The following is a 23,428-nucleotide window of genomic DNA, read 5'->3' as shown; positions in this document are numbered from 1 at the left end:
CAGTTACGATCTTACGCACCGTAGACTATCGTGACGTTCTGGAAATTCCGGTTTCCCGTTTGCCCATCGTTCCGCTGAGACCGAGGATGCCCATGTCGCCTGGCCCGGCCATGCCTCAGTCCGAACCGCATCAGGCACTCAACCGTGCCGGCGTCGCGGAAGGGCGCGCGTCGCACCGACGCGATCCCAGCCGGCCGCTGCGCGAGACCCCCACGCGCCGCTAGCGCAGGCTCTCCGGCGGTCAATAGCTCTCCGCCGGTTTCCCCCGACCCCAGGATCGCCATGCCGTCAGACTCCTTCAGCGTCCCGATAGTGATCGGCGCCGCCGTTCTCGCCCTCGCCCTCGTGGGCGTCCTGATCCTCCACACGCGGGTACGCCGCGACCTCGCCCAGGCCCGTGGGCAGCTCGTTCAGGCCCGTCAGGCCCAAGTGCACCTGACGGGCGAGTCCAGTGCCAGGGACCAGCGGCTGGTGCGCGCGGAGCACCAGGCCAAGGAGAGCGCGGAGCTGCTGCGCGAGGCACGAGCCCAGCAGGACCTCGTGCACGCCGAGACCGAGTACCTGGTCTCGAAGCGGATCCCCGCCCTGCTGTCGCACCTGCGCGCCCCGCACGTGATCGTGCCCGGCGTACAGAATCCGGCGCTCGCCGGCACGAACGTCGACCGGCTGCACCGCGCCATCCTCGACACGCTCACCCGCGGTGTCCGCGAGGAGGGCGAGCGCATCGACGAGGCGGCCCAGGCGGTCGTCAGAGGCGCGATATCCCGGGTGCAGACCCAGGCACTGCGCGCCCAGGACCTGCTCGCGGACCTGCAACAGCGCTACAGCGGCGACGAGCACACCACACTGCTGCGCGAGGTGCTGGGGCTCGACATGTTCAACGAACTCATCATCCGTCGCGTGCAGGTCACCGGCATCGCCTGCGGCGCCACACCCGGTCTGTCGCGTGACGACACCTACCTGGTGGACCTCATGGTGGGCGCCATCTCACGGGTGGAGAACTTCGAGCAGCGCATCGAGGGCCCGGCCAACCACCTGCGCCGCCGGATCGGGATCGCCGCCCGCGCCGCGGAGTCGATCCTGTTCATCACCGCGGAGCTGCTGGCCAACGCGGTCCACCACTCCCACGGCACGCTGAAGGTGACCATCGCCGTGCACGAGACCAACAACGGCGCCGCCATCGTCATCGACGACGCCGGCGTCGGTCTCAATGAGGAGCAGTACGCCCGCGCGACCCGCCTGCTGAGCGGCACCCACCCGGTTCGCCTGGTCGACCTGGGCAACCCGCCCCGCACCGGCTGGGCCGCGATCGGCCGCCAGGTCGCGCACTACGGCATGCAGGTCACGATCAAGAAGAGCGCCTTCGGCGGTGTCCAGGCCGTGTTGAGCATTCCCACAGCCCTGCTGGTGGAGATGCCCGAGGACAGCAGGCCGTCGGTGCTGGCGCCCGAGCCGGTCCGGGCCGGCGTCCCGACCGCCGCCACGGTCATCCGATCGGGACCCGCGGCCGCCTTCCGACCGGAGCCCGTGCGGTCCGAGCCGGCGCAAGCGCGCCGCCCGGAACCCGCGACGGGGCGTGACCACACGGAGGAGCTGGCGCCGCTGCCGCAGCGCCGCCGCCAGACGACGCGTGCCGCGTCCGGCTCCAGGCCCACCGGCGGACCGGGCGGCTCCAGCGGTGCTGACGGCTCGGGCGGAGAGCCGCTCACCACTCCGGAGGAGGCTCAGAAGCGGTGGGGAGACTTCCAGGTCGGAGCCGAAGCGGGCCGCCGCGAAGCGCTCCCGCCGCAGCAGCATGACATCACCGAAGGGAATTGACCGCTCCATGGACACTCACAGTGCTTCCGGTCGTGTTCAGACCAGGGGCCGCCCGTTGTCCCTCGACGTGTCCTGGGTCCTGTCGCCCTTGCTGGCACTGCCCGGCGTCGTCCGCGGCGTGGTGCTGAGCCGTGACGGGCTCATCCTCGGCGGCTCGGCCGATGTCAGCGCCGAGACCGGCGAGCGCTCCGCCGCCATGACGAGCTCCGTCCTGGGGGCCGCCCGCGCCCTGTGCGACGGCCTCAGCGACGGCGCCGAGAGCGAGGTGGTCGACATCGTCATCTCCGCCGGCAGCGGCTACTACTACATCGCCCCGGCCGGCGACCGTGCCGCCATCGTCGTCGCGGCCACCGGAGCGGTCAACATCGGCTCGCTGGCCTACGAGGTGCAGCTCCAGGTGCAGAAGCTGATCAAGGCTCTGAACGAGGCCAGCGCGGCCAGGGTGCCAGGCGTCCGGACATGACCTCCGGACGGCAGCGGCGGCGGGTCGTCCCGGACTACATGGCCGCCGCGAGATTGACCGTGCCCGACCACATCACCGTCGAACGCACGACCTTGGTGTCCATCGTGCCCGACGCCGCCACCGACGGGCTCGACCCGCCGGGGTCGCATCTGCTGGCCCTGCTGGGGGACGGGCCGTTGTCGGTGTACGAATGCGCCGCGCATCTGGGCCTGCCGTACTGCGTGGTGCGGTTGCTGGTCGCCGGGCTCGTCGGCGGCGGAACGCTGCTGACCCGCGATCCGCCGGCCGCCGACCTGCCCGACATCGAGATCTTGGAGTTGGTGCTCAGTGGCCTCCGCGCTCTCTGACAGCCGTATCAGTACCGAACACATCCCGGTCAAACTGGTCATCGCAGGGCCGTTCGGCGTGGGCAAGACGACCATCGTGGACGCGCTCTCGGAGATCAAGCCCCTCAACACCGAGGAGGTGCTCACCCAGGCGGGCACGCTGGTCGACGACCTCACCGGCGTCAACGAGAAGACGACCACGACCACCGCGATCGACTTCGGCCGTCTCACCCTGCCGGGTGTGGTGCTCTACCTGTTCGGGGCGCCGGGACAGACCCGGTTCCAGGTCCTGTGGAAGGAGCTGGTCCGCGGCGCGCTGGGAGTGCTGGTGCTGGCCGACACCCGCCGCATCGACGACAGCTTCGCCGTACTCGACCTGGTGGAGAATGCCGGCATCCGCTACGCGGTGGCCGTCAACCACTTCCCCGACTCGCCGGATTACCCGCTGGAAACCGTGCGCAAGGCGCTCGACCTGGACCCGAGCACGCCGCTGGTGGTGTGCGACGCCCGTGACCCCGCCTCCGCCCGCGCCTCGCTGATCGCGCTGGTGGAGCACATCAGAGAGCTGGTGCTGTCATGACCCTGCGCTACCTGCCCGACGCCGGGCGCCTTTATGGGGACGAGTACGCCAGGGACCCCCAGGCGATCTATGCGGAGCTGCGCCGGCAGCACGGCGCGGTCGCGCCCGTGGAGATCTCCCCGGGCATCGGGGCCCACCTGGTGATCGGCTATCAGGCCGCCGTGGACGTGCTCACCAACGCCGGCGGCGTCTGGAGCAAGAATCCCAGCGCCTGGCAGGCCCAGCTCCCCGACACTCCCGACGCCGCGGGAATGATCGCCATGCTCGGATACCGGCCCAGCGCGCTGTTCGCCGACGGGGCCGAGCACGCCCGCTACCGGAAGGTGGCCTCCGACTGCTTCGCGCTGGTCCAACCGCACAAGCTGCGCCAGATGGTGAGCGAGGTGGCCGACTCGCTCATCGCCCAGTTCGCCGCGAAGGGCGAGGCCGACCTGGCCGCCGACTTCGCCCGGCCCATCCCGCTGCGCGTCTTCAACCTGCTCTTCGGGCGCCCCGACTCCGACAGCGCCACCTTGAGCAAGGCTCTGTCGGACATGATGGAGGCGGACGGCGAGGTGGGCAAACGGGGCAGCGACGCGTTCAGCCAGTACATCGGCGAGCTGATCCAGGCCAAGTACGCCCAGCGGGGCGACGACCTGACCTCCTGGTTCATCGACCATCCAGCCGGGTTGGAGGGCGACGAGCTGGTGCAGTCCGTGGTGCTCGTCATGGCCGCGGGCTTCGACCCCACGTCCAGCCTGATCTCCAACGCGATCTCCCGGATGGTCAGTGACGACCGCTACTACAGTTCCCTGTCCAACGGGGCGCTCAGCACGTACGACGCCGTGATGGAGGCCCTGCGCGCCGAGCCCGCCATGGCGAACTTCGGCCCGTACTTCGTGCGCCAGCCCGTGCACTTCCACGGCACCTGGATCCAGCCGGACGAGCTGGTCCTCGTCTCCTACGCCGCGGCCAACACCGAGCCCACCAACGTGCCTGAGGAACTGCGCTCCGACGGCGGCGCGTACCTGAGCTTCGGCGCCGGGCCGCACCGCTGCCCGGCCAGCGACCCGGCCCTGCTCATCGCCGTGACCGCGATCGAGCGGCTGACCTCTCACCTGTGCGACCTCGAACTGACCGTGCCGCGTGAGGAACTGCCGTGGCGGCCGGGCCCGTTCCACCGGTCGCTGGCGCACCTGCCGGTGCGCTTCACCCCTATCCGCCCCGATCAGCCAGGAGATTCCCCTTGGGCACCGCATGCCCCGTCGTCCTCAGCCCCTTCGGCGCCGATCGTCCCGCCGAGCTCCACCAGCTACGTGACCTCGGCGCCCTGGTCCTCCTAGAACTCCCGGCCTGAGCCGTCACCCGGCACGACCTGCCCGCCGACATGCGGGCCATCATGGACGCCACCGCCACCTCGGAGCCGGGTGCGCCACCACGGTCGCGGAGCGCTGCCGCATCGGCGCTTCAGCCCGCCAGCCGCAGTGCCTCCGCGGCGACCGCGTGACGCAGGCCGCGGATACCGTCGCGGCCGCGTACCGGGTGTACGGCGTTCGTCAGCAGCACCACGGTCAGCCCGCGCGCGGGATCGACGACCAGCGAGGTGCCGGTGAACCCGGAATGGCCGAAGGCTGCGGCGCCCAGCGGTCCCACGATGGCCGGGTCGCCGATCCGTACGCCGAGACCATGCCGGAACGCCGCGCCCTCCGCTCCCTGGTCGCGGAGCATCTCGGCCGCGGTCTCCGGGCGCAGTAACCCGCCGCCGTCGAGTCGTAGCGTCTCGCCGAACGCCAGCAGGTCGTCCGCCGTCGCGAACACGCCCGCGTGCCCCGCCACGCCACCCAGTCCGTACGCGGTCTCGTCGTGCACCTCGCCGCGCACACAACCGGGCACCTGCGGCTCGGGCGTCCAGCCCGCGACGGTCTCCCGGTGTTCCGACGTCGCGTCGGTGGCCCCTTGGCGCTCCGGTTTCCATTCGGTGGCGGCGACCCGGGGCAGGGTCGCCGGCCCCGGCCGGTAGCCGGTGTCCGCCAGGCCGAGCACGCCCGTGACCCGGTCGCCGACCAGCGCGTCCAGCGGTGCGCCGCCCGCCAACTCGGCGATGCGGCCCACCATGACCATGCCCACGTCGGTGTAGAGGTACGGACCGCCGATCGGGCCGGTGACCGGAGTGCCGATCATCGCCGCCATGCGTGTGGCCGGGTCGGCGTCGGGAAGTTCGAGGTCGATGCGGCGGGTGGGCTGCAGACCGGCCGTGTGGGTGAGCAGGCGCCGCAGCGTCACTCGCGGGTCGCTGTCCTGCAGCCAGGCCGCCACCGGCTCGTCGAGGTCCAGGCGGCCCTCTTCGACCAGCGACAGCACCACGGCCGTGGTGAACAGCTTGCTGATCGACGCCAGGTCGAAGACCGAGTCCCGGCCGGCCGGCGGCCGATCGGCGGCCAGGGTCCCCTCGGCGTCGGCGTAGCGGACGAGCTCCCCCGTCGCGGCCGAGGCCGCGACGGAGCCGTCCACGGCGATCAGGGCCACCGCCGCCGAGCACACGCGCGGCACGCCGTCCGCCAGGATCGCTTCCAACCGGTCGGACATCGTTCAGCCTCCCCGTGAGTACAGCCCCGTGCAGGCACCCCCGCACGGTCACCCTCGCTCAGTCACTCCCGCACGGTCACCCCCCGCGCAGTCACTCCTGAGCGGGCACCCCCGCGCGGTCAGCTGCTCAGCGCGTCGCTGAGCCGCTCGCCGTGCGATTCGAGCAGAGCCCGCGCCCCACCGGCGTCGAGCCCGTGCTGGATCATCAGCACCGCTATCTTCACCTGGCCGCTCGCCGCGTCCAGCGCATTTTCCGCCGTGTCGTGGTCGGCGCCGGTGATGTCGCTCACCATGCGGAGCGCCCGGTCCGCCAGCTTGCTGTTCATCGCCGACATCTCGACCATCTTGTTCCCGTACGTACGGCCGAGCCGGATCATCGAGATGGTGGAGATCATGTTGAGCACCAGCTTCTGGGCCGTGCCCGCCTTCAGGCGGGTGGAGCCGGTCACTACCTCGGGTCCCACCACCACCTCGATCGCGTGCTCGGCGGCGGCCGACAGAGGCGCGCCGTCGTTGCACGAAAGGCCGACGGTCAGCGCGCCCCGGCGGGTGGCCTCCGCCAGCGCACCGAGGACGAAAGGCGCACGCCCGCTGGCCGACACGCCCACCACCGAGTCGAGCGCGTCCACCTCCAGCGCCGTGAGCGAGGCGGCGCCCGCTTCGGCGTCGTCCTCCGCGCCCTCGACGGAGCGGGTGAGCGCGTCGAGTCCGCCCGCGATGACACCCTGGACGAGCGACGGATCGGTGCCGAACGTGGGCGGGCACTCGGAGGCGTCGAGCACGGCCAGTCGCCCCGACGTACCCGCGCCGACGTACAGCAGCCGCCCGCCGTCGGCCATGCGCGCGGCGATCGCGTCGATGGCGGCGGAGATGGCCGGGATCACGACGGCGACCGCGGCGGGCACGGCGGCGTCGGCCTGGTTCATCAGCCGGGCGACCTGCTCCGTCGGCAGCCGGTCGATCTGGCTGTAGCGGGGATCGCTCTGTTCGGTGGGCGGCTCAGGGAGCGGATTGATCATGACGCTAATTTCCACCCTCTACTTCTCTCTTGTAAATATCTTTCAGACAATGGGTTAATGACGAACGTACGCACCGGCGCTGAACGGCTGGCCACGGATCCCACCCTGGTGGGTGGCGACCGGCTGGGCCTGATCACCAATCCCACAGGCGTACTGCCTGATCTGACCCCGACGACGGACGCTCTCAGAGCGGCCGGTGTGCCGTTGACGGCGCTGTTCGGCCCTGAGCACGGCATGCGGGGCACCGCTCAGGCGAACGCCAGTGAGCACGACACGATCGACGCCAGAACCGGCCTGCCCGTCTTCGACACGCACAAGGTCTCCGGCGCGGCGCTGGACGAGGTGGTGGCGCGATCCGGCGTGGACACGCTGGTGTTCGACATCGCCGACGTGGGCACCCGCTTCTACACCTACATCTGGACCATGTACGACCTCATGGCCGCCGCGAGCCGGCTGGGCGTGCGGTTCGTGGTGCTGGACCGGCCCAACCCGCTCGGCGGGACCGTCGAGGAGGGGCCGCTGCTCGACCCGGCGTTCGCCAGCTTCGTCGGCAGGTTTCCGCTGCCGGTGCGCCACGGCAGGACCGCGGGGGAACTGGCCATGCTGTTCGGCTTCGACCTGGACCTTGAGGTGGTGCGGATGGACGGCTGGTGGCGCGGCATGACGTTCGCCGAGACCGGGCTGCCCTGGGTGATGCCGTCGGTCAACATGCCGACCATCGACACCGCGTACGCCTACCCGGGCACCGGGCTGTTCGAGGGCACGAACTTCTCCGAGGGGCGCGGCACCACCCGGCCGTTCGAGCTGGTCGGCGCGCCGTACGTCGATGACCGGTTCGCGCCGGCGCTCAACGCGCTCGGCCTGCCCGGGGTGCGGTTCAGGGAGACGTGGTTCACGCCGATGTTCCACAAGCACGCGGGCGCGACCGTGCACGGGGTCCAGGTGCACGTGTACGACCGGGTCGCGTACCGGCCGGTGCTGACCGGGCTGTCGATGCTGCACGTGGCCCGTACGCTCTACCCCGGCGAGCTCGCCTGGTGGGGGCCCGAGCTGTTCATGGACCACCTGTGGGGCTCCGACACGCTCACGCGGTGCCTGGACGCCGGGGAGGACCCACGCGCCCTTTGCCCCGACCCCGTCCACCCCGAAGGACGACTGCTCTATGCGTGACATCACGCCAGATCGCGTCGGTAGAGCCAGAAGACGCGTTCCGCCCGCGCGCCCACGGCCCGCGAGTAGAACCGCAGCGGCCCGACCCAGCTGATCTGGGCGCTGGACTGCCCGGCGGCGCGCATGTCGGCCAGGCAGCGGCGCAGCAGCACGCCGCCCACGCCGAGGGCGCGCGCCTCGGGCGCGGTCCCCATCGGCCCGAACCAGGCGGGGCGCGACCCCCAGGCGGCGAACCCCAGGATCCGGCCGTCGCGCTCGGCGTAGTGCAGCCCGGTGGCGTTGACGGCCTCCCAGGCCCAGTTCTCGTTCCAGTGCTCACGCACGAACGCGGCGACCCGCTCGCGTCCCTGCTCGGCCGTGTGGACGTGTACGCCCCGCTGGGCCAGCCGTACCAGGTCGTCGTCCACGGACAGGTCCGTGTCGAGGCCGGCGGTCATGTTCCAGGCCATGTGGTAGCGCTCGTAGCCGAGGCTCTCCGCCAGGCACGCGGCGGCGGTGTAGCGCACGTCGATGCCGGGCCAGGCGTAGCAGGGCGGGTTCCCGGCGAAGCGCGCCTGCGTCACGCCCGCCGACCGCAGCCACTCCTCGGCCGCGCGGACCAGCTCCCGGCCGTGTCCCCGGCCCTGTACCTCGGGGTGTACGGCCAGCAGGTCGACATGTCCGACGGCCGAATCCTTGCCGGACACCGAGGCCATGACGACCCCGCCATCGATCACCAGGGCGGTCCAGCGCCGACCGGCGGGCGGGTTCGCCAACCGGTCGACGAGGGCGGGCCCCTCGCCCGGGTCCAGTGTGAGCGCCGCCCACGCCACCTCCGCGGCCGCCCGCAACTCCGCGGAGCCGCTCGCCCGGCGGACAGGCGTCACGGCGTCGCCGGCCTGGGGCACGGGCTCACACCTCGCTCATCGGGCGGGCGATGACGCTGCGCCGCTGCGGGTAGTAGCAGGCGTGCTCCTGCGGAACACCCTCCGTCACCCGGAGCAGCGGCCGCTCGTCCACGCACCCGTCCCCGCGGAACGGGCACCGGGCCGCGAACAGGCACCCGCTCTCGGACTGGCCCTCGGCGAGCGACTCCAGCGGCACCACCGGCTCCTCACCGGGCAGCTCCAGCCCGTGCAGCACGGGGATCGCCGACAGCAGCGACTGCGTGTACGGATGCACCGGGTCGGCGATGATCGTGTCGACCGGCCCCCGCTCCACGACCTGGCCACGGTAGATGACGTACAGCTCGCCGTCGCCGCCGATGTAGCGCGCGGTGGCCACGTCGTGCGTGATGAACAGCACGCTGACCCCCAGCCGCTCGCGCAGGTCCTTCAGCAGCGCCAGGATGCCGAGCCGAAGCGACACGTCGATCATCGAGACCGCCTCGTCGGCGACGAGCATCTCGGGATCGACGGTCAGCGCGCGGGCGATCACGACGCGCTGCCGCATGCCGCCCGAGAGCTGGTGCGGGTAGCGCGACAGGACCGTTCCCGGATCGAGGCCGACCAGCGACAGCACCTCGGCGGCCCGCTCGTCGATCCACCCCTTGGACCGGCCGGTCTGCCCGGCCCGCAGCGCCAGCGGCGCCTGGAGCGTCTGGTAGATCGTCCGGGTCGGGTTCAGGGCGGAGTACGGGTCCTGGTGGATCATCTGGATCTTGCGGAAGTGCGGCTGCCGGTGCTTGTGCTTGAGCGGTGACATGGGCGTGCCGTCGATCTCGATCTCACCCGAGTCGTACGTCTCCAGCCCGGCGATGATGCGTCCCAGCGTGGTCTTGCCGCAGCCCGACTCGCCGATGAACGAGGCGGACCCGCCCTTGGCGATCGTGAAGTCCACACCGCGCAGCGCCGGGACCTCTCTGCGGCCGAGGACATTGCCCCGCTGCTTGAACGTCTTGGTGATGCCCGTTCCGGTAATCACGAAGCGTGCTCCTTCACCGTCACCGCGTGGCAGGCCACGACCCTGGCTCCGTCCGCCACGACCGAGGGGTCGACGGTGTCGCAGACGTCCATCCGCAGCTCGCAGCGCTCCCTGAACACGCAGCCCTCCTTCGGCACCGTCACCAGCGTCGGCGGGCGTCCCGGCAGCGCCCGGGCCTCGTCGATGTCGCCGACCAGCCGGGGGATGGCCCTGATCAGGCCCCTGGTGTAGGGGTGGCGGGGCGAGCCCAGCACCTGCCTGGTGGGGCCCTGCTCGACCAGCCGGCCGCCGTACATGACCGCGAGCCGGTCGGCCACCTCGGCCACCACGCCGATGTCGTGCGTGATCACCAGGGTGGTCAGGCCGCGTTCGGCGTGCACCTCGCGGACGATCTTGAGGATGTTCGCCTGGGTGATCATGTCGAGCGCGGTCGTCGGCTCGTCCAGCACGACCAGGTGCGCGTTGAGCACCAGCGCCAGCATGATGCCGACCCGCTGCCGCATGCCGCCGGACAGCTCGTGCTGGTGCGAGTCCAGCACCCGGGCCCCGTCGAGGCCCATCCGGCCGAGCAGCTCCTTGGCCTCGCGGACCAGGCCGCGCGGGTCTTCGACGCCGTGGGAGCGGCCCAGGTCGAGGAGTTGCTTGCCGACGGTCTTGAGGGGGTTCAGGGAGTTCTGGGCGGCCTGGAACACGTACCCGATGTGGGCGCCCCTGGCCTTGCGCAGTTGCTCGCCCGCGAACCCGACCACGTCGCCGAGCCCGTCGATCTCCACACTGCCCGCCGCGATCCGGCCGGGCGGCTGGACCGCGTTCAGCAGCGACAGGGCCAGCGTGGACTTGCCGGACCCCGACTCGCCGACGATGCCGGTGATCGTGCCGGGTTCCAGGGTCAGGCTGATGTCGCGTACGGCGGGCAGTTCGCCCGCCGGTGTCTTGTAGACGACCGTGAGGCCGTCGATGCGCACTCCCGGCGCTTGGTCCGCCACTGCTACTCCTCACGCAGCCGGGGGTTGAAGATCTCGTCCATGGCGTCGACCACGAGCACGATGCCGAGGGTGAGCAGCAGGATCGCCAGCAGGGGCGCCAGCAGGTACCCGAGCGCGTTCGTGGTGATCATGGCGCCTGCCTGGAACACGGCCAGATTGAGCATCACACCCCAGTTGTCCGACTCATAGGGCAGGACCCCGAGGAAGAACAGGCCGACCTGCGCGTAGACGGCGCCGGTGACCGCGATGAGCATGTTCATCGCGATGTAGGGCGCCATGCTGGGCAGCAGTTCCTTGCTGATGATGTGCTTGGTGGACAGGCCGAGGCCGCGCGCGGCCTCGATGAAGCCGCGTTCACGCAGGGAGAGGGTCTGCGCGCGCACGGCCCGCGCCACGCCGCCCCAGCCCAGCAGGCCGAGCACCAGGCCCATCTGGATCGGGCTGCCGAACTTCCAGACGGTCGCCAGGACCAGCAGCAGAGGCAGGCCGGGGATGGTGAGCTTCATGTCGGTGATCCGCATGAGCACGGTGTCCCAGCGGCCCCGCTTGAACCCGGAGAACAGGCCGAGCGAGGTACCGAAGACGACCGTGATGAGCGCGGTCACCGCGGCGCTCAGCAGGACGTAGCGCGAGCCGGTGATGACCAGCGCGAGAACGTCCCGGCCCTGAGGGTCGGTGCCGAACCAGTGAGCCCAGCTCGGCGGCTGGGTGATGGCGTTGGGATTGTCCGGCAACTGGGCCGGGAAGAACATCGGCCCGAAGGCGCCCATGAAGGCGAAGCCGACGATGATGATCACACCGACCATCCGGCTGGGCTTGCGCTTCATCACCCGCCAGACGCCGAGCCAGAATTTGCGGCGCATGGTCGCGGAGGTGGACATCGTGGTCTCGGGGATCAGCGTGTCGCTCATGACGCGTCCTCTCCGCTCCGCACCCGTGGATCGATGACCGTGTAGAACAGGTCGGCCACGATGTTCGCGACGATGATCGACGCGGTGATCAGCAGGAAGGCGCCGCCCATCAGCGCGTAGTCGCGATCGTTGACGCTGTCGATGAGCATCAGCCCCAGCCCCGGATAGTTGAAGATCTTCTCGATGAACACGGCGCCACCGAGGAGCAGCCCCAGGGAGAGGGCGAGGATCGTGAAGAGCGGCAGGATCGCGTTGCGCGCGATGTAGCGGAAGACGATCGACTTCTTCATGCCCCGTAGCTCGGCGGCCAGGATGAAGTCGTCGCCCAGCACGGTGACCACGCTGGACTTCATCGCCAGGACCCAGCCGCCGTAGGCCGACAGCGCGTACGTGACGACCGGCAGCACGGCGTGCTCGACGAGCGAGCCGATGTAGCCGGCGTTGAAGCCCGGATCGAACAGGATGTCCACCGGTCCGTCCGCGGGCAGGATGGGGATGAGCGTCGCGAAGATCACCACGAGCAGCAGCGCGAGCACGTACTGCGGGATGCCGTGCAGCAACGAGCCGGAGATGGCCAGCGCGTCGCCGAGCTTGCCCGTGCGCTTGATCGCCGCGTACACGCCGAGAACGACCCCGACGAGGAAGCTGAGCAGGGTGCCGACCAGTACCGGTAGAACGGTCCACTTGGCCGCTTCGGTCAGCACGTCGAGCACGGGAGTGCCCGGCCTGCTGACGGAGACGCCGAGGTCGAGGTGGAGCAGGCCGCCCATGAAGTCGGTGTACTGCTGCCAGAGCGTGCCCGTCGGCTGGAACCCGTACAGCACCTTGACGGCCTGCGCGGCCGCCTCGGGCGCCATGCCCCCCTCGATCAGCTTCTCGTAACGGGCGGCCATGGGGTCGCCCGGGATGTTGTTGATGATGAAGAAGCTGATCGTGGCGACTACCAGGATCATGACGAACCCGCGGGCCAGGTGGCCCGCGAGTCGCCGGATGATGATCATCATAAATTTACTGCTTCGACTTGACCATGCCGAGCTGGATCCACACACCGGAAGCGAGCACGCCGGTACCGAGGCGCAGGATCTCGTCGTCGTGTGGCCAGCCGGTGAATCGGCTGTTGTTGACGAACTGGTTGTTGACGTAGTCCCAGAGCTGGATGACCGGCAGGTCCTGGTTGGCCGCCGTCGCGAGCTGCGCCATGATCGGCTTGGCCTGGTCCTCGGTGGCGGAGTTGAGCTTGCCGGTCAGCTCGCCCGGGTTGATCTTGGCGCCGTCGACCTCGATCTGCTCGGGGTCGCCCATCCAGTTGCCGTTCTTGCCCGCCGGGGAGTGCTCGATCTTGCCCGCGACGTTGGTCCAGCCGTTGGAGGCCCCGTAGAGGCGCTGGAAGATGTCATACGGCGCGGGGCCGAGCGCCATGAGCCAGAAGCCCACGTCGTACTTGCCCGCTGACAGTTCCTCGAGGTAGAGCGGGTAGTCCGTGGTGGTCACGACCTCCGCGTCGATCCCGGCCTTGATGAGCTGGCTCTTGATGTTCTCCTGCGCCGAGAGCCAGTCGGAGAAGCCCGCCGGCGCGTGCATGGAGACCTTCCACGCCTTGCCGTCGGCCAGCATCCACTTGCCGTCCTTCTTCGTCAGACCGGCGTCCTTGAACTCCGCCTCGGCCTTGGCCACGTCCGGCCTGTACGGCTCGAGCTTCGGCAGCGTGTCGGGGATCCAGGCCTGCGCGGCCTTCTGGTGGATGCCGGTGGTGGTGATGGCCGGCGTGCCGCCCTCGGGCGAGGCGACCTTGGTGACCTGGTCGCGGTCGATGAGGTAGGCCAGGCCCCGGCGCACGTGCACGTTGTCGTACGGCTTCTTGGACTGGTTGAAGGCCATGCTCACGGCCACCGGCGAATAGCCCTTGATGACCTCGCTGCCCGGGGCCGCCTTGATCCGGTTCATCACGTCCGTGGGAGCGGCGACGAACCCGGAGGCGTCGAGCTTGCCGGCGGTGAGGTAGTTCCAGATCTGCTCGTTGCCGGTGTAGTTGAGGAACTTCACCTGAGCCGGAGCCACATTGGCGGCGTTGTAGAAGTTCTTGTTCTTGACCAGCAGTGCCTCGCCGGGGTTGACCCGCTCCAGCACGAACGGGCCCGCGGAGACGTCCTTGGGCGGCGCGAAGGTGAGCACCTTCTGGCCCAGGGTGGTGATCTCCGCGCGGGCCTTCTCGGCATCCGCGCCCTCGCCGCGGGCGGCCTTGAGCTTGTCCCAGAAGTCCGCGGGAAGGACGCTGCTCCAGACGTGGGCGGGCAGGACCGCCGTGTCGAGCACGCCGCGGGCGAACTTCGGACTGGGGTTGGCCATGTCCTGCGTGATCTTCAGCGTCTGCGGGTCCACGACGGTGACCTCGGCGGCGGCGCCGGCCGCGCCGGGCGTGACCGAGAAGGCCGTGCTGCCCTGCGTGTAGGCGATGCCGATGGACATCTTGACGTCCTCGGCGGTGACCGGCTTGCCGTCCGACCACTTGGCGTTGGGCTGAAGCTTCAGCGTGATGGACGAGTTGTCCGGGGCGATCTCCCAGCTCGCGGCGATGCCGGGCAGAGCCTGGTTGGGATCCGTCAAGTGGTTCTTCACCCACGCGATGCGCATCGCGTTGAAGCCCGAGAAGGAGTTGCCCTTCGGGTTGTACGGGTTCGCCGGCGCACTCGCATCGAGGCCCGGCCTGTTGACGTCGATTGTGGTGAAGAGCCCGCCACCACCGCCCGAGCTGGACTTGTTGGTGGAGCCACTGCTGCACGCTGTGGCAGTGGCCAGGCCCAGCAACGCTACTACCGCTGCTAGTCGCTTCATGTACCGCTCCGGGGGATGTCTCGGACCTGTTGAGGATCGCGGGGGATTAGCCCGGACCCTACGGTCACGCACAGGTCACGTCAATAATCTCCAGATGTTGTGAGGCTAATGTAATTTTTCTTCATAGGCTTCTTGGTGTAGCTCGGCGCCATCAACCCAGCATAAGTACCGCAGCCCCGTTGACCTGCCCGTCTGCCAGCCGGCGGAGTGCGACGTCGGCCCTGTCGAAGGTGTAGGGCGCCGTTGTCACGTGAGGCGGATGCCCGAGTGCCAGGTCGAGATAGGCCCGTCCGTCGGCCCGGGTGTTGGCGGTCACGCTCCGTAGCGTCCGCTCCTGGAAGAGGTGGCGCTGGTAGTTCAGCGAGGGGATGTCGGTGAGGTGGATCCCGGCCACGGCCAAGGTGCCGCCCCGGTCGAGCGCCTCCAGCGCGGTGGGCACCAGATCGCCTACGGGCGCGAACAGAATCGCCGCGTCCAGCGGCTCGGGCGGCCGGTCTCCGGCGGACGCCGCGCCCAGTCGCAGAGCCAGCTCCCTGGCGGCGGCTGACCTGGTCACCACGTGTACGACGGCCCCATGGGCGATCGCCGCCTGGGCGGTCAGGTGGGCGGACGCGCCGAACCCGTAGACCCCGAGCCGCCCGCCCTCCGGCACCTCGGCTCGCAGCAGCGCCCGATAGCCCACGATCCCCGCGCACAGCAGGGGCGCCAGCGTCTCGGCGGGCAGTTCTTCGGGCAGGGGATAGACGTATGCGGCGGGCACGGTCAGATACTCAGCGTAACCACCGTCGGCATCCCACCCGGTGTAGGCGGACGAAGGGCAAAGATTCTCTTTACCCGCCAGGCAGTACCGGCAGGCGCCGCAGGTCCACCGGAGCCAGGCGACCCCGACCCGCCCGCCGACGTCCCCGTCGCCGCTGACCACCCGCCCGACGACCTGATGGCCGGGCGAGATCCCCGGGTGCCGGGGCGCCAGGTCCCCTTCGATCAGGTGCAGGTCGGTCCGGCACACGCCACAGGCCTCGACCTGGACGAGCACCTCACCCATCCCCGGCTCCGGCACGGGCTTGTCCACCATGACCAGCAGCCGGGCCGGGTCCGGAATCCACGCCTTCATCGAGACCTCCTCAGACGGTCGGCAACGCGCACGTCACGGCGCCTAACTCATCCCACCTGAGGAGCGTTCCCCTGGACAGGGCCCCGCCACGGTCGGTGGGTGGGGCCGGCCCATGCTGGCCGTAAAAAGAATCGGGCCGTAAAGAATGGGACGGCCCCGGAGTCAGGACGCCAGCCGGGACAGCGCGAGGGAGGCATACAGGGCGGCGCCGTCCGGCAGGACGGAGTCGTCGAACTGCGCCTCGGGAGAGTGGTTGTACGGCGCGATCGCCGGATCACGGTCCGGCGGGCAGGCCCCCAAGAAGGCGAACGCCCCCGGGACGTTCTCCAGCACGTACGAGAAGTCCTCCGACCCCATCACCGGCTGCGGCGTCACGAGGAACCGCCCGGGCCCGAACAGCTCCTCCGCCGTCCTGGAGACGAACTCCGCCTCGGTGGGATCGTTCACGGTGACCGGATACCCCATCCCGAACGACGCCTCGACCGACAGCCCGTGCGCGGCCGCGACCCCCTCGACCACCTCCACCAGCCGCCGTTTCGCCAGCGTCCGGTTGGCCGGCGAGAACGTGCGCAGCGTCGCCTCGAAGCGCGCCTCGTCCGGGATCACATTGTCGGTCGTGCCCCCGTGGAAGGATCCGACCGTGACCACCACCGGGTCGAACACGTCGAACGTCCTGGTCACCATCGACTGCAGCGACGCCACCATCTCGCAGCCCGCCTGGATCGGGTCGAGCGCGCGGTGCGGGCTGGAGCCGTGGCCGCCGCGCCCCTTGACCGTCACCTCGAACACGTCGGCCGCGGCCATGAGCGGCCCGGGCCGGGAGGCGAACAGGCCCTGGGGCAGCATCGACGAGACCACGTGCAGGCCGTACGCCGCCACGGGCCGCGCGCCCGCCGCGTCCAGCACGCCCTCCTCGATCATGTGCTTGGCGCCGTCGTGGCCCTCCTCGCCCGGTTGGAACATGAAGATGACGTCCCCGGCCAGCTCCTCGCGCCGCGCGCTGAGCAGGTGCGCGGCGCCCGCGAGCATGGTGGTGTGCAGGTCGTGGCCGCACGCGTGCATCTGCCCGTCGATCTGCGAGCGGTAGGGCAGGTCGTTGCGTTCGGCGACCGGCAGCGCGTCCATGTCACCGCGCAGGAGTACGGCGGGGCCCGGCCGGCCGCCCCTGAGCACGGCGGTGATCGAGCTGAGCGCCTTTCCGGTGGTGATCTCCAGGGGCAGCCCGTCGAGCGCCGTGAGGACCTTCTCCTGGGTACGCGGCAGCGTGAGGCCGATCTCCGGAGTGGTGTGCAGCGAGTGGCGCAGCCGGACGAGCTCGTCCCGCATGTCCCGCGCGGATTCAGTGAACGACATGAAGAACATTCTTCATGTGCCGGTCAGGAAGTCGATATAGGACACTCTGTACGATGGGCCGGGTGACTCAGCGTAAACGGATCGATTCCTGGCTTTCCGACATGGACGGCGTGCTCGTGCACGAGGGCAGGCCGGTCCCGGGCGCCGACGTGTTCATCAAAAAGCTCAGCGAGTCCGGCAAGAAATTCCGGGTGCTGACGAACAACTCCATCTACACCCAGCGCGACCTCTCTGTACGGCTGGCCGCCGCCGGCCTCGAGGTGCCCGCCGAGTCGATCTGGACCTCGGCGCTGGCCACCGCCCAGTTCCTGCACGACCAGCGGCCGGGCGGCTCCGCCTACGTGATCGGCGAGGCCGGGCTGACCACCGCGCTGCACGAGGTCGGCTACGTGCTGACCGACCTCGACCCCGACTACGTGGTGCTCGGCGAGACCCGCACCTACAGTTTCACGCAGATCACCCGGGCCATCCGCCTCATCGAGGGCGGCGCCCGCTTCATCGCCACGAACCCCGACCCGGTCGGCCCGTCCACCGAGGGCTCGCTGCCCGCCTGCGGCGCGGTCGCCGCGATGATCACCAAGGCCACCTCCGTCGACCCCTACTTCGTCGGCAAGCCCAACCCGCGGATGATGCGCAGCGCGCTCAACGAGATCGAGGCCCACAGCGAGACCACCGCGATGATCGGCGACCGGATGGACACCGACATCGTGTGCGGGATGGAGGCCGGGCTCTACACCATCCTAGTGCTCACCGGCGTGACCCAGCGCGACCAGATCGACCGCTTCCCCTACCGGCCGTCGCTGGTCGTCGACTCGGTGGCGGATCTCATCGAGCTGATCTGAACCTGACGCCGGTTGACAGGTACGCCTGGGAAGGTGGTCCGCATGACGCGCATCTACCTGGAGGTCGGCCCGAAGAAGGTCTTCGCCTGTTCGCTGGAGTGGCCCGGCTGGTGCCGCGTGGCCAAGGGCGAGGAGGCGGCCATCGACCTGCTCATGGAGTACGTGCCGCGCTACCGGGTGATCGCCGGGCGGGCCGGGCTCCGGTTCGAGCCGGGTGATCCCGTCGTGGTCGCCCGTGAGCCGGGCAGCGACATGACCGACTTCGGCGCGCCGTTCGCGATCCCCGAGCTGGACCAGGCGCCGATCGACGCCGAGACCGCGGGCCGCTGGGTGGCGCTGCTGCGCGCCGCCTGGGAGCTGTTCGACGAGGTCGCCGCCGAGTCGCCGGAGGACCTGCGCAAGGGGCCGCGGGGCGGCGGGCGCGACCTGTCGAAGGTCGTGGAGCACGTCGCGAACGCCGAGCGCGCCTACGCCAGGAAGGTGGACGTAAGGCACAAGCCGTACAAGAGCCGGGAAGACCGTGACGCGATGCGCGAGGAGCTCGCCGAGGTGCTGTCACGCCCCTGGCAGCCGCCGCAGACCACCGGCTGGCCGCCCGCCTACGCCATGCGGCGGACGGCCTGGCACGTCATCGACCATCTGTGGGAGATCGAGGATCGCCGATGAGGCGCGGCAGCGCGCTGATGTTGCGCGACAGGTAGGCGGCCACGGCCTCGGGGACGACGTGCCGGGAGGTGATCTCCGTCTCGCGCAGCGGTAACCGCACGACCTCGTACTCGCCGCGCGAGGGGTCCTCGAGCTCGGGCCCGTGGCGCAGGGCCGGATCCAGGGCGACCAGTCGGCAGCCGTACACGTGCTGGGTCTTGATCCCGCCCTGCCACGGATAGGTGACCGTGGTCAGTGGCGTCACGCTCGAGACGGTCGCGCCCAGCTCCTCCAGCAGCTCCCTGTGCAGCGTGTGCTCCAGGGTCGCGTCCTGCGGCTCGACGTGGCCGCCGGGCACCGACCAGTAGACCTGGCGGCCCGGCACCGTCCGCCGGAAGATCATCAGTCGCTCGTCGTGATCGAGTAGGACGCCCCGGACACTTGGTCGCATAAGGTCACCTTATTTGGCGCCGTGACCTTCGGGTAGCCTAACTTACGGTACCGTAACTACAGGGAGACGATCTTGATGGCGATGACTCAGACGGAACTGCTGCACGAGCTCGAGCCCGTGGTCGCCGGGGAGCTTGACCGCCACAACGCGATGGCGAAGGAATGGTTCCCGCACGAGTACGTTCCGTGGAGCCAGGGCCGTGACTTCGACGGCATCTACGGCGGCGAGGCCTGGCAGGACAGCGACTCGAAACTCCCCGAGCCCGCCCGGATCTCGCTCATCGTCAACCTCCTCACCGAGGACAACCTGCCCAGCTACCACCACGAGATCGCCACGACGTTCGGCCGTGACGGCGCCTGGGGCACCTGGGTGCAGCGCTGGACCGCCGAGGAGGACCGGCACGGCACCGCGATCCGCGACTACCTCACCGTCACCCGCGCGGTCGACCCGGTCGCGCTGGAGCGCGCCCGCATGAGGCACATGGAGGCGGGCTACGTCACTGAGTACGGCACCATGCTCCAGCAGCTCGCCTACGTCTCCTTCCAGGAGCTGGCCACCCGCATCGCGCACCGCAACACCGGCCGCGCCTCCGGCGACGAGGGCTGCGAGCGGCTGCTGGCCAGGATCGCCGCCGACGAGAACCTGCACATGCTCTTCTACCGCAACCTGCTCAAGGCCGCCTTCGAGCTGGACCCCAACCAGACCATGCGCGCCGTGACCGACGTCGTCAAAACCTTCCAGATGCCCGGCTCCAGCATCGAGGGCTTCACCCGCAAGGCCATGATCATCGCCCACGAGGGCATCTACGACCTGCGCCTGCACCTCGACGACGTGCTCATGCCGGTGCTGAAGCAGTGGGCCGTGTTCGACAAGACCGGCCTCGACGCGGGTGGCGAGCAGGCCCGCGAGGAACTGGCCGCGTTCCTGGCCAAGACCGAGACGACGGCGGCCAGGTTCGTCGAGCGCAGGGCCGAGCGCAAGGCGCGCGCCGCCGCGCGATGACTGTGCACGTCGCCCGTGAGGCGCGCGCCGCCGCGCGATGATCGTGCGCGGGGTGATCACCAGCCGTAGCCGAAAGGCTCGCGCGGCCGGTACGGCGCCTCCAGGCGGGCCACCTCCTCAGCGGTGAGGACGAGGTCCACGGCGGCGAGCGCGTCGTCCAGGTGGCCGGGGCGCGTCGCACCCACGATCGGCGCGGCGACGGCGCCGTTTCCGGGCCCCTTGCCGAGCAGCCAGGCCAGCGCCACCTGCGCGGGCGGCACGCCACGCTCCCCGGCGACGGCCCGCAGGGCCGCCACGATCCCCTCGTCCTCGGGCGTCCGGTCCTCGTGGGCCGCCCTGGTGGTGGCCCGCCCCTCCCCTCCGGCCAGCAGACCGCGGGCGAGCGGACTGTACGGCAGCACGCCCAGGCCCTGGTCGGCGCAGTAGGGGAGCACCTCGCGCTCCTCCTCCCGGTAGGCGAGGTTGTAGCGGGTCTGCATCGCCACGAACCTGGTCAGACCCGCCGACTTCGCCGCGTGCTGCGCCTTGGCCAGCTGCCAGCCGTACATGAGGGAGGCGCCGATGTAGCGGGCCTTGCCCGCCTTGACCACGTCGTGCAGCGCCCGCATGGTCTCCTCGACGGGCGTCTCGTCGTCCCAGCGGTGGATCTGGTACAGGTCCACGTGGTCGGTGCCCAACCGGCGCAGCGAGGCGTCGATCGAGTCCAGGATGTGCTTGCGCGACAACCCCCGCTCGTTGGCTCCCTCGCCCATGGGGAAGCCGACCTTGGTCGCCAGCACGTAGTCGTCGCGACGGTCGAAGAGCCTGCGCAGCAGGCTGCCGGTGATCTCCTCACTGACGCCGCCGGAGTACATGTCGGCGGTGTCGAAGAAGGTCACCCCGCCGTCCACCGCCCGGCGCACGATCGGCTCTGCGGCCTCCTCGGGCAGGAACCAGGGCACGTCCGCAGGATCGCCATAGCTCATCATGCCCAGGCCGATCCGCGACACCTTCAGACCCGAGCTGCCCACGCGTGTGTATTCCATGGGGATCATCATCCGGCAAAGCCAGTGCTTCCCCTTGACTCTGAGATGGTCTTGGACATCCCTGACATCGGGAAGGTTCCCGACTACGGGCAACACATCAACATCTCTAGGAGTGAAGGGTGAAAATCTTCGGGATCGCCGCGAGCCTCCACGCGGGATCGTTTATCAACAAATTGCTGGAGGCAACGGGCAGGGAGCTGCCCAGGGGGGTGCGCCTGGAGTGCTGGCGGGGACTCGGCGCGGTCCCGCCCTACGCGCTCGGCCCCGTACCCGAGCAGGTGGCAGGCCTGCTCCGCAAGGTCGGCGAGTGCGACGCGGTGCTGCTCACCGCGCCCGAGCACAGCCTGCTCCCGGCTGAGCTGGGCCACGCGCTGCGCTGGATGGCGACCGGCGGGCGCCTGGCCGGCAAGCGCGTCGCCGTGATGAGCGCGAGCGTGCGCGCCTGCGGCGCCATGTGGGCGCAGGCCGAGCTGTTCAAGGAGCTCACCGGGGCGGGCGCGGTCGTGATGGGCAGCGAACTGGTGCTCTCGCCCACCTGCCCGCATTTCGACGACCAGGGCCGTCTGACGGCCCTCTACCTGCGTGATCAGGTACGGGAGATCGTCGGCCAGCTCTGCCCTGTGCCGCTCGCCGCACAGCCGGTGTTCTCGGCCCAGCTCGTCCTGACGGGTCGTTCGGCGTAGTCCGGCCCGTGGCCGGGTCAGGGGCTGCGGCGCAGGCGCTTGACGTCGGAGCGGAGCTTCTTGGTGGCGATGCGGCGCTCGACCGAGCCCCGGCTGGGCTTGGTGGCGCGGCGGCGCTTGGGCGGGGGCGCGATGGCCTCGCGGAGGCGCTGGGCCAGGCGCTGTTCGGCGGCCTCGCGGTTGCGCAACTGGGAGCGGTACTCCGACGCGGCGATGGTGATCGTGGGGGCGCCCAGCCGGTCGAGGGCGCGGGCCTTGAGCGCCGGTGACAGGGCCGTCGTGGCGGAGACGTCGAAGACGAGTTCCACCCGGCTGTCGGTGGTGTTGACGCCCTGGCCGCCCGGGCCGGAAGAGCGGGAGAAACGCCAGACGAGCTCGGCGTCCGGGATGACGACCGAGTCGTTGACGACCAGCGGGCCGGGCATGTCGGGGTACTCCTGTTCCTTCAACGTGGAATGTCACCGTATCTGAGCGACATATCCCTAATGCAACGGCATTTCCAATAACGGAGGTCGCTGCGATTATGGAGACAACGATCTGTGGGGGAGGCCGATTCCGTGGTGCACGTGACGGCGGCGGCCGATTCCGTGGTGCACGTGACACCGGCACAGATAGCGCTGACGGTGCCACTGGCCATCGCCTCCGCCACGGGATTCCTCCTGCTCCGCTGCCAGGGCAGGGGCCGGCCCTTCGGCCCCGGAGGCTGGTGGCTGGCGGTCATCATCATCCTGCTGACCGGCCTGGTCTCCTCCGCTGTGGCGCTGGTGAGCGGTGGGCTGCTGAGCAATTACCTGTCCACTGTGCTGGGCGCCGTCGCGCCGGGCGGACTGTGGCTGAGCCAGGTGCGCTCCCGCGAGGACGAGCGGCGCTCGCTGGCCAAGGAGGCGGCGACGTTCTGGCTGGTGTCGCTGCTGGCCCGGCTCGACCAGGCGATGGCCGAGGACCAGCGGCGCTGGTGCGAGCGGCGGGTCGACGATTCCTGGAGCGTGTACGAGCTGAGCCTGGCCGCCAACCGCTACCACGAGCGCATCGTCGAGCGGCTCTCGCCCGAGGAGCGCAGGAAGGAACGGGTGCACGCCCGGCTGGACGCGATCGAACGGCGGCTGGACGTGGCCGCGCTGATCGAGGACGGGGCGCCGCGCTCCAAGGTGATCACCGCGCTGCGCGGCTCCCGGCAGACGCGGCTGGCAAGGTATGAGCGGTATGTCAATGACCTGACCCGGTTACACGGCATCCTCCGGCATGACGCGGAGAACGACGTCCTGCGGCTGCTGGCCTCGGCCTATCGGGCCGGGTATCGGTCGCTGCCCAGGTTCGTGCCGCCGGCGCGGTCACGGATCACCGCGCCGCTCAGGCCTCACCCATGATTCTCTTCGACGAGCAGGATGGACTCCTCCTCGGCCTCGCTGAGCGTGAACTCGATGCGGGCGCCGAGCGCTTTGACGACGGCACCGAGCGTACGGAGCGTGAGGTTCTCGTCTCCCGACAGAATCTGGCTCACCCTGCCCGGCGAAACGCCCATCGAGGCGGCCAGATCGGCGCGGGACATCTTGTGCTCCCGCATGTACCAGGTGATCTCGTCGACGGCGTCCTGGGCGAGACCGCCCGGACTCACCTCGTCGGGCGTGCTCCGGCGAAAGGCCATCACGGTCTCGCTCTCAGCGCTCGGTTCCTTGTCTCTTCACTTTAGCTCTACCTAAACCTTTAGGCAAGACTAAACCTGAAGGCGCGCTGCAAGTGA

At 69.9% G+C, this 23,428-nt stretch carries 25 protein-coding genes; 11 read left to right on the top strand and 14 right to left on the bottom strand.

The features are described 5' to 3' along the window. The first annotated feature begins 282 nt into the window (after positions 1–282). The 5 genes from ACGFNP_RS07310 to ACGFNP_RS07290 are packed head-to-tail and all read left to right on the top strand — an operon-like array spanning position 283 to position 4,509. Entirely contained in the window at positions 283–1,818 is a 1,536-nt protein-coding gene (locus ACGFNP_RS07310) for a hypothetical protein (RefSeq protein ID WP_393315848.1), read from the top strand. A gap of 55 nt (positions 1,819–1,873) precedes the next feature. Then, entirely contained in the window at positions 1,874–2,281 is a 408-nt protein-coding gene (locus ACGFNP_RS07305; protein WP_393315846.1) for a roadblock/LC7 domain-containing protein, read from the top strand. Next, positions 2,278–2,628, top strand: a complete 351-nt coding sequence (locus tag ACGFNP_RS07300; protein WP_358326268.1) for a DUF742 domain-containing protein — start codon at positions 2,278–2,280, stop codon at positions 2,626–2,628. Before ACGFNP_RS07305 ends, ACGFNP_RS07300 begins: the two co-directional genes overlap by 4 nt. Next, positions 2,609–3,187, top strand: coding sequence for an ATP/GTP-binding protein (locus tag ACGFNP_RS07295; protein ID WP_358326271.1), 579 nt, complete (start codon positions 2,609–2,611; stop codon positions 3,185–3,187). The genes ACGFNP_RS07300 and ACGFNP_RS07295 overlap by 20 nt, the downstream gene beginning before the upstream one ends. After that, the gene (locus ACGFNP_RS07290) at positions 3,184–4,509 is read left to right on the top strand and encodes a cytochrome P450 (protein WP_393315842.1); all 1,326 of its coding nucleotides are present in this window, start codon (positions 3,184–3,186) and stop codon (positions 4,507–4,509) included. The genes ACGFNP_RS07295 and ACGFNP_RS07290 overlap by 4 nt, the downstream gene beginning before the upstream one ends. Before the next feature lie 124 nt (positions 4,510–4,633). On the opposite strand, the gene ACGFNP_RS07285 is transcribed toward ACGFNP_RS07290, so the two are convergent. Together ACGFNP_RS07285 and murQ are read right to left on the bottom strand one after the other, a co-directional pair. Continuing rightward, the gene (locus ACGFNP_RS07285; RefSeq protein ID WP_393315839.1) at positions 4,634–5,752 is read right to left on the bottom strand and encodes a serine hydrolase domain-containing protein; all 1,119 of its coding nucleotides are present in this window, start codon (positions 5,750–5,752) and stop codon (positions 4,634–4,636) included. 119 nt (positions 5,753–5,871) lie between these two features. After that, entirely contained in the window at positions 5,872–6,771 is a 900-nt protein-coding gene (gene murQ / locus ACGFNP_RS07280) for an N-acetylmuramic acid 6-phosphate etherase (RefSeq protein ID WP_358326278.1), read from the bottom strand. Between the two features lie 57 nt (positions 6,772–6,828). On the opposite strand from murQ, the gene ACGFNP_RS07275 reads away from it, so the two are divergent. Next, a complete protein-coding gene (locus ACGFNP_RS07275) occupies positions 6,829–7,941 on the top strand; it encodes an exo-beta-N-acetylmuramidase NamZ domain-containing protein (RefSeq protein WP_393315836.1) in 1,113 nt (370 codons plus the stop codon). A gap of 2 nt (positions 7,942–7,943) precedes the next feature. Here the strand turns inward: ACGFNP_RS07275 and ACGFNP_RS07270 are convergent, their stop codons facing one another. The 8 genes from ACGFNP_RS07270 to ACGFNP_RS07235 all read right to left on the bottom strand — a co-directional run bounded on the left by ACGFNP_RS07270 (position 7,944) and on the right by ACGFNP_RS07235 (position 17,039). Further along, positions 7,944–8,828 (bottom strand): GNAT family N-acetyltransferase, encoded by an 885-nt coding sequence (locus ACGFNP_RS07270; RefSeq protein ID WP_393315833.1) that lies wholly within the window; start codon positions 8,826–8,828, stop codon positions 7,944–7,946. A 4-nt stretch (positions 8,829–8,832) separates the two neighbouring features. After that, on the bottom strand, positions 8,833–9,843 hold the full coding sequence (locus ACGFNP_RS07265; protein WP_358326287.1) for an ABC transporter ATP-binding protein: 1,011 nt from the start codon (positions 9,841–9,843) through the stop codon (positions 8,833–8,835). Next, positions 9,840–10,829, bottom strand: coding sequence for an ABC transporter ATP-binding protein (locus ACGFNP_RS07260; RefSeq protein WP_393315829.1), 990 nt, complete (start codon positions 10,827–10,829; stop codon positions 9,840–9,842). The genes ACGFNP_RS07265 and ACGFNP_RS07260 overlap by 4 nt, the downstream gene beginning before the upstream one ends. A 2-nt stretch (positions 10,830–10,831) precedes the next feature. Then, a complete protein-coding gene (locus ACGFNP_RS07255; protein WP_393315826.1) occupies positions 10,832–11,740 on the bottom strand; it encodes an ABC transporter permease in 909 nt (302 codons plus the stop codon). Next, complete coding sequence (locus ACGFNP_RS07250) at positions 11,737–12,744, bottom strand: ABC transporter permease (protein ID WP_358326297.1); 1,008 nt, start codon at positions 12,742–12,744, stop codon at positions 11,737–11,739. Before ACGFNP_RS07250 ends, ACGFNP_RS07255 begins: the two co-directional genes overlap by 4 nt. Positions 12,745–12,748: 4 nt before the next feature. Further along, on the bottom strand, positions 12,749–14,572 hold the full coding sequence (locus tag ACGFNP_RS07245; RefSeq protein WP_393315823.1) for an ABC transporter substrate-binding protein: 1,824 nt from the start codon (positions 14,570–14,572) through the stop codon (positions 12,749–12,751). 151 nt (positions 14,573–14,723) lie between these two features. Continuing rightward, the gene (locus tag ACGFNP_RS07240) at positions 14,724–15,686 is read right to left on the bottom strand and encodes a zinc-binding alcohol dehydrogenase family protein (RefSeq protein ID WP_358326303.1); all 963 of its coding nucleotides are present in this window, start codon (positions 15,684–15,686) and stop codon (positions 14,724–14,726) included. Between the two features lie 162 nt (positions 15,687–15,848). After that, complete coding sequence (locus tag ACGFNP_RS07235; RefSeq protein ID WP_393315820.1) at positions 15,849–17,039, bottom strand: M20 family metallopeptidase; 1,191 nt, start codon at positions 17,037–17,039, stop codon at positions 15,849–15,851. Between the two features lie 53 nt (positions 17,040–17,092). Between ACGFNP_RS07235 and ACGFNP_RS07230 the strand changes: the two genes are divergently transcribed. Next, positions 17,093–17,881 carry an HAD-IIA family hydrolase gene (locus tag ACGFNP_RS07230; protein ID WP_358326309.1) on the top strand — a complete coding sequence of 263 codons (789 nt, stop codon included), beginning with the start codon at positions 17,093–17,095 and terminating at the stop codon, positions 17,879–17,881. A 42-nt stretch (positions 17,882–17,923) separates the two neighbouring features. Further along, on the top strand, positions 17,924–18,547 hold the full coding sequence (locus ACGFNP_RS07225) for a hypothetical protein (protein ID WP_393315817.1): 624 nt from the start codon (positions 17,924–17,926) through the stop codon (positions 18,545–18,547). On the opposite strand, the gene ACGFNP_RS07220 is transcribed toward ACGFNP_RS07225, so the two are convergent. Further along, complete coding sequence (locus ACGFNP_RS07220) at positions 18,510–18,977, bottom strand: NUDIX hydrolase (protein WP_358326314.1); 468 nt, start codon at positions 18,975–18,977, stop codon at positions 18,510–18,512. The genes ACGFNP_RS07225 and ACGFNP_RS07220 overlap by 38 nt on opposite strands. Positions 18,978–19,052: 75 nt before the next feature. Here ACGFNP_RS07220 and ACGFNP_RS07215 point away from each other — a divergent pair, with 75 nt between their 5' ends. Continuing rightward, positions 19,053–19,979, top strand: coding sequence for an acyl-ACP desaturase (locus tag ACGFNP_RS07215; protein ID WP_358327077.1), 927 nt, complete (start codon positions 19,053–19,055; stop codon positions 19,977–19,979). A 56-nt stretch (positions 19,980–20,035) separates the two neighbouring features. Here the strand turns inward: ACGFNP_RS07215 and ACGFNP_RS07210 are convergent, their stop codons facing one another. Next, positions 20,036–21,004 carry an aldo/keto reductase gene (locus ACGFNP_RS07210; protein ID WP_358326317.1) on the bottom strand — a complete coding sequence of 323 codons (969 nt, stop codon included), beginning with the start codon at positions 21,002–21,004 and terminating at the stop codon, positions 20,036–20,038. A gap of 119 nt (positions 21,005–21,123) precedes the next feature. Between ACGFNP_RS07210 and ACGFNP_RS07205 the strand changes: the two genes are divergently transcribed. After that, positions 21,124–21,687 carry an NADPH-dependent FMN reductase gene (locus ACGFNP_RS07205; protein ID WP_393315813.1) on the top strand — a complete coding sequence of 188 codons (564 nt, stop codon included), beginning with the start codon at positions 21,124–21,126 and terminating at the stop codon, positions 21,685–21,687. A gap of 17 nt (positions 21,688–21,704) precedes the next feature. Here the strand turns inward: ACGFNP_RS07205 and arfB are convergent, their stop codons facing one another. Beyond that, positions 21,705–22,112 (bottom strand): alternative ribosome rescue aminoacyl-tRNA hydrolase ArfB, encoded by a 408-nt coding sequence (gene arfB, locus ACGFNP_RS07200; protein ID WP_358327079.1) that lies wholly within the window; start codon positions 22,110–22,112, stop codon positions 21,705–21,707. 114 nt (positions 22,113–22,226) lie between these two features. Here arfB and ACGFNP_RS07195 point away from each other — a divergent pair, with 114 nt between their 5' ends. Continuing rightward, positions 22,227–23,054, top strand: coding sequence for a hypothetical protein (locus tag ACGFNP_RS07195; protein ID WP_393315810.1), 828 nt, complete (start codon positions 22,227–22,229; stop codon positions 23,052–23,054). On the opposite strand, the gene ACGFNP_RS07190 is transcribed toward ACGFNP_RS07195, so the two are convergent. Further along, positions 23,045–23,332, bottom strand: a complete 288-nt coding sequence (locus ACGFNP_RS07190; protein WP_358326325.1) for a helix-turn-helix transcriptional regulator — start codon at positions 23,330–23,332, stop codon at positions 23,045–23,047. The genes ACGFNP_RS07195 and ACGFNP_RS07190 overlap by 10 nt on opposite strands. Positions 23,333–23,428 lie beyond the last annotated feature (96 nt).

Origin of the sequence: Nonomuraea sp. NPDC049269 (assembly GCF_043197155.1) — a bacterium.
Classification (GTDB): Bacteria; Actinomycetota; Actinomycetes; order Streptosporangiales; family Streptosporangiaceae; genus Nonomuraea.
Note: the sequence above shows the minus strand (reverse complement) of the source record. Positions and strands in the feature narration are given on the sequence as shown.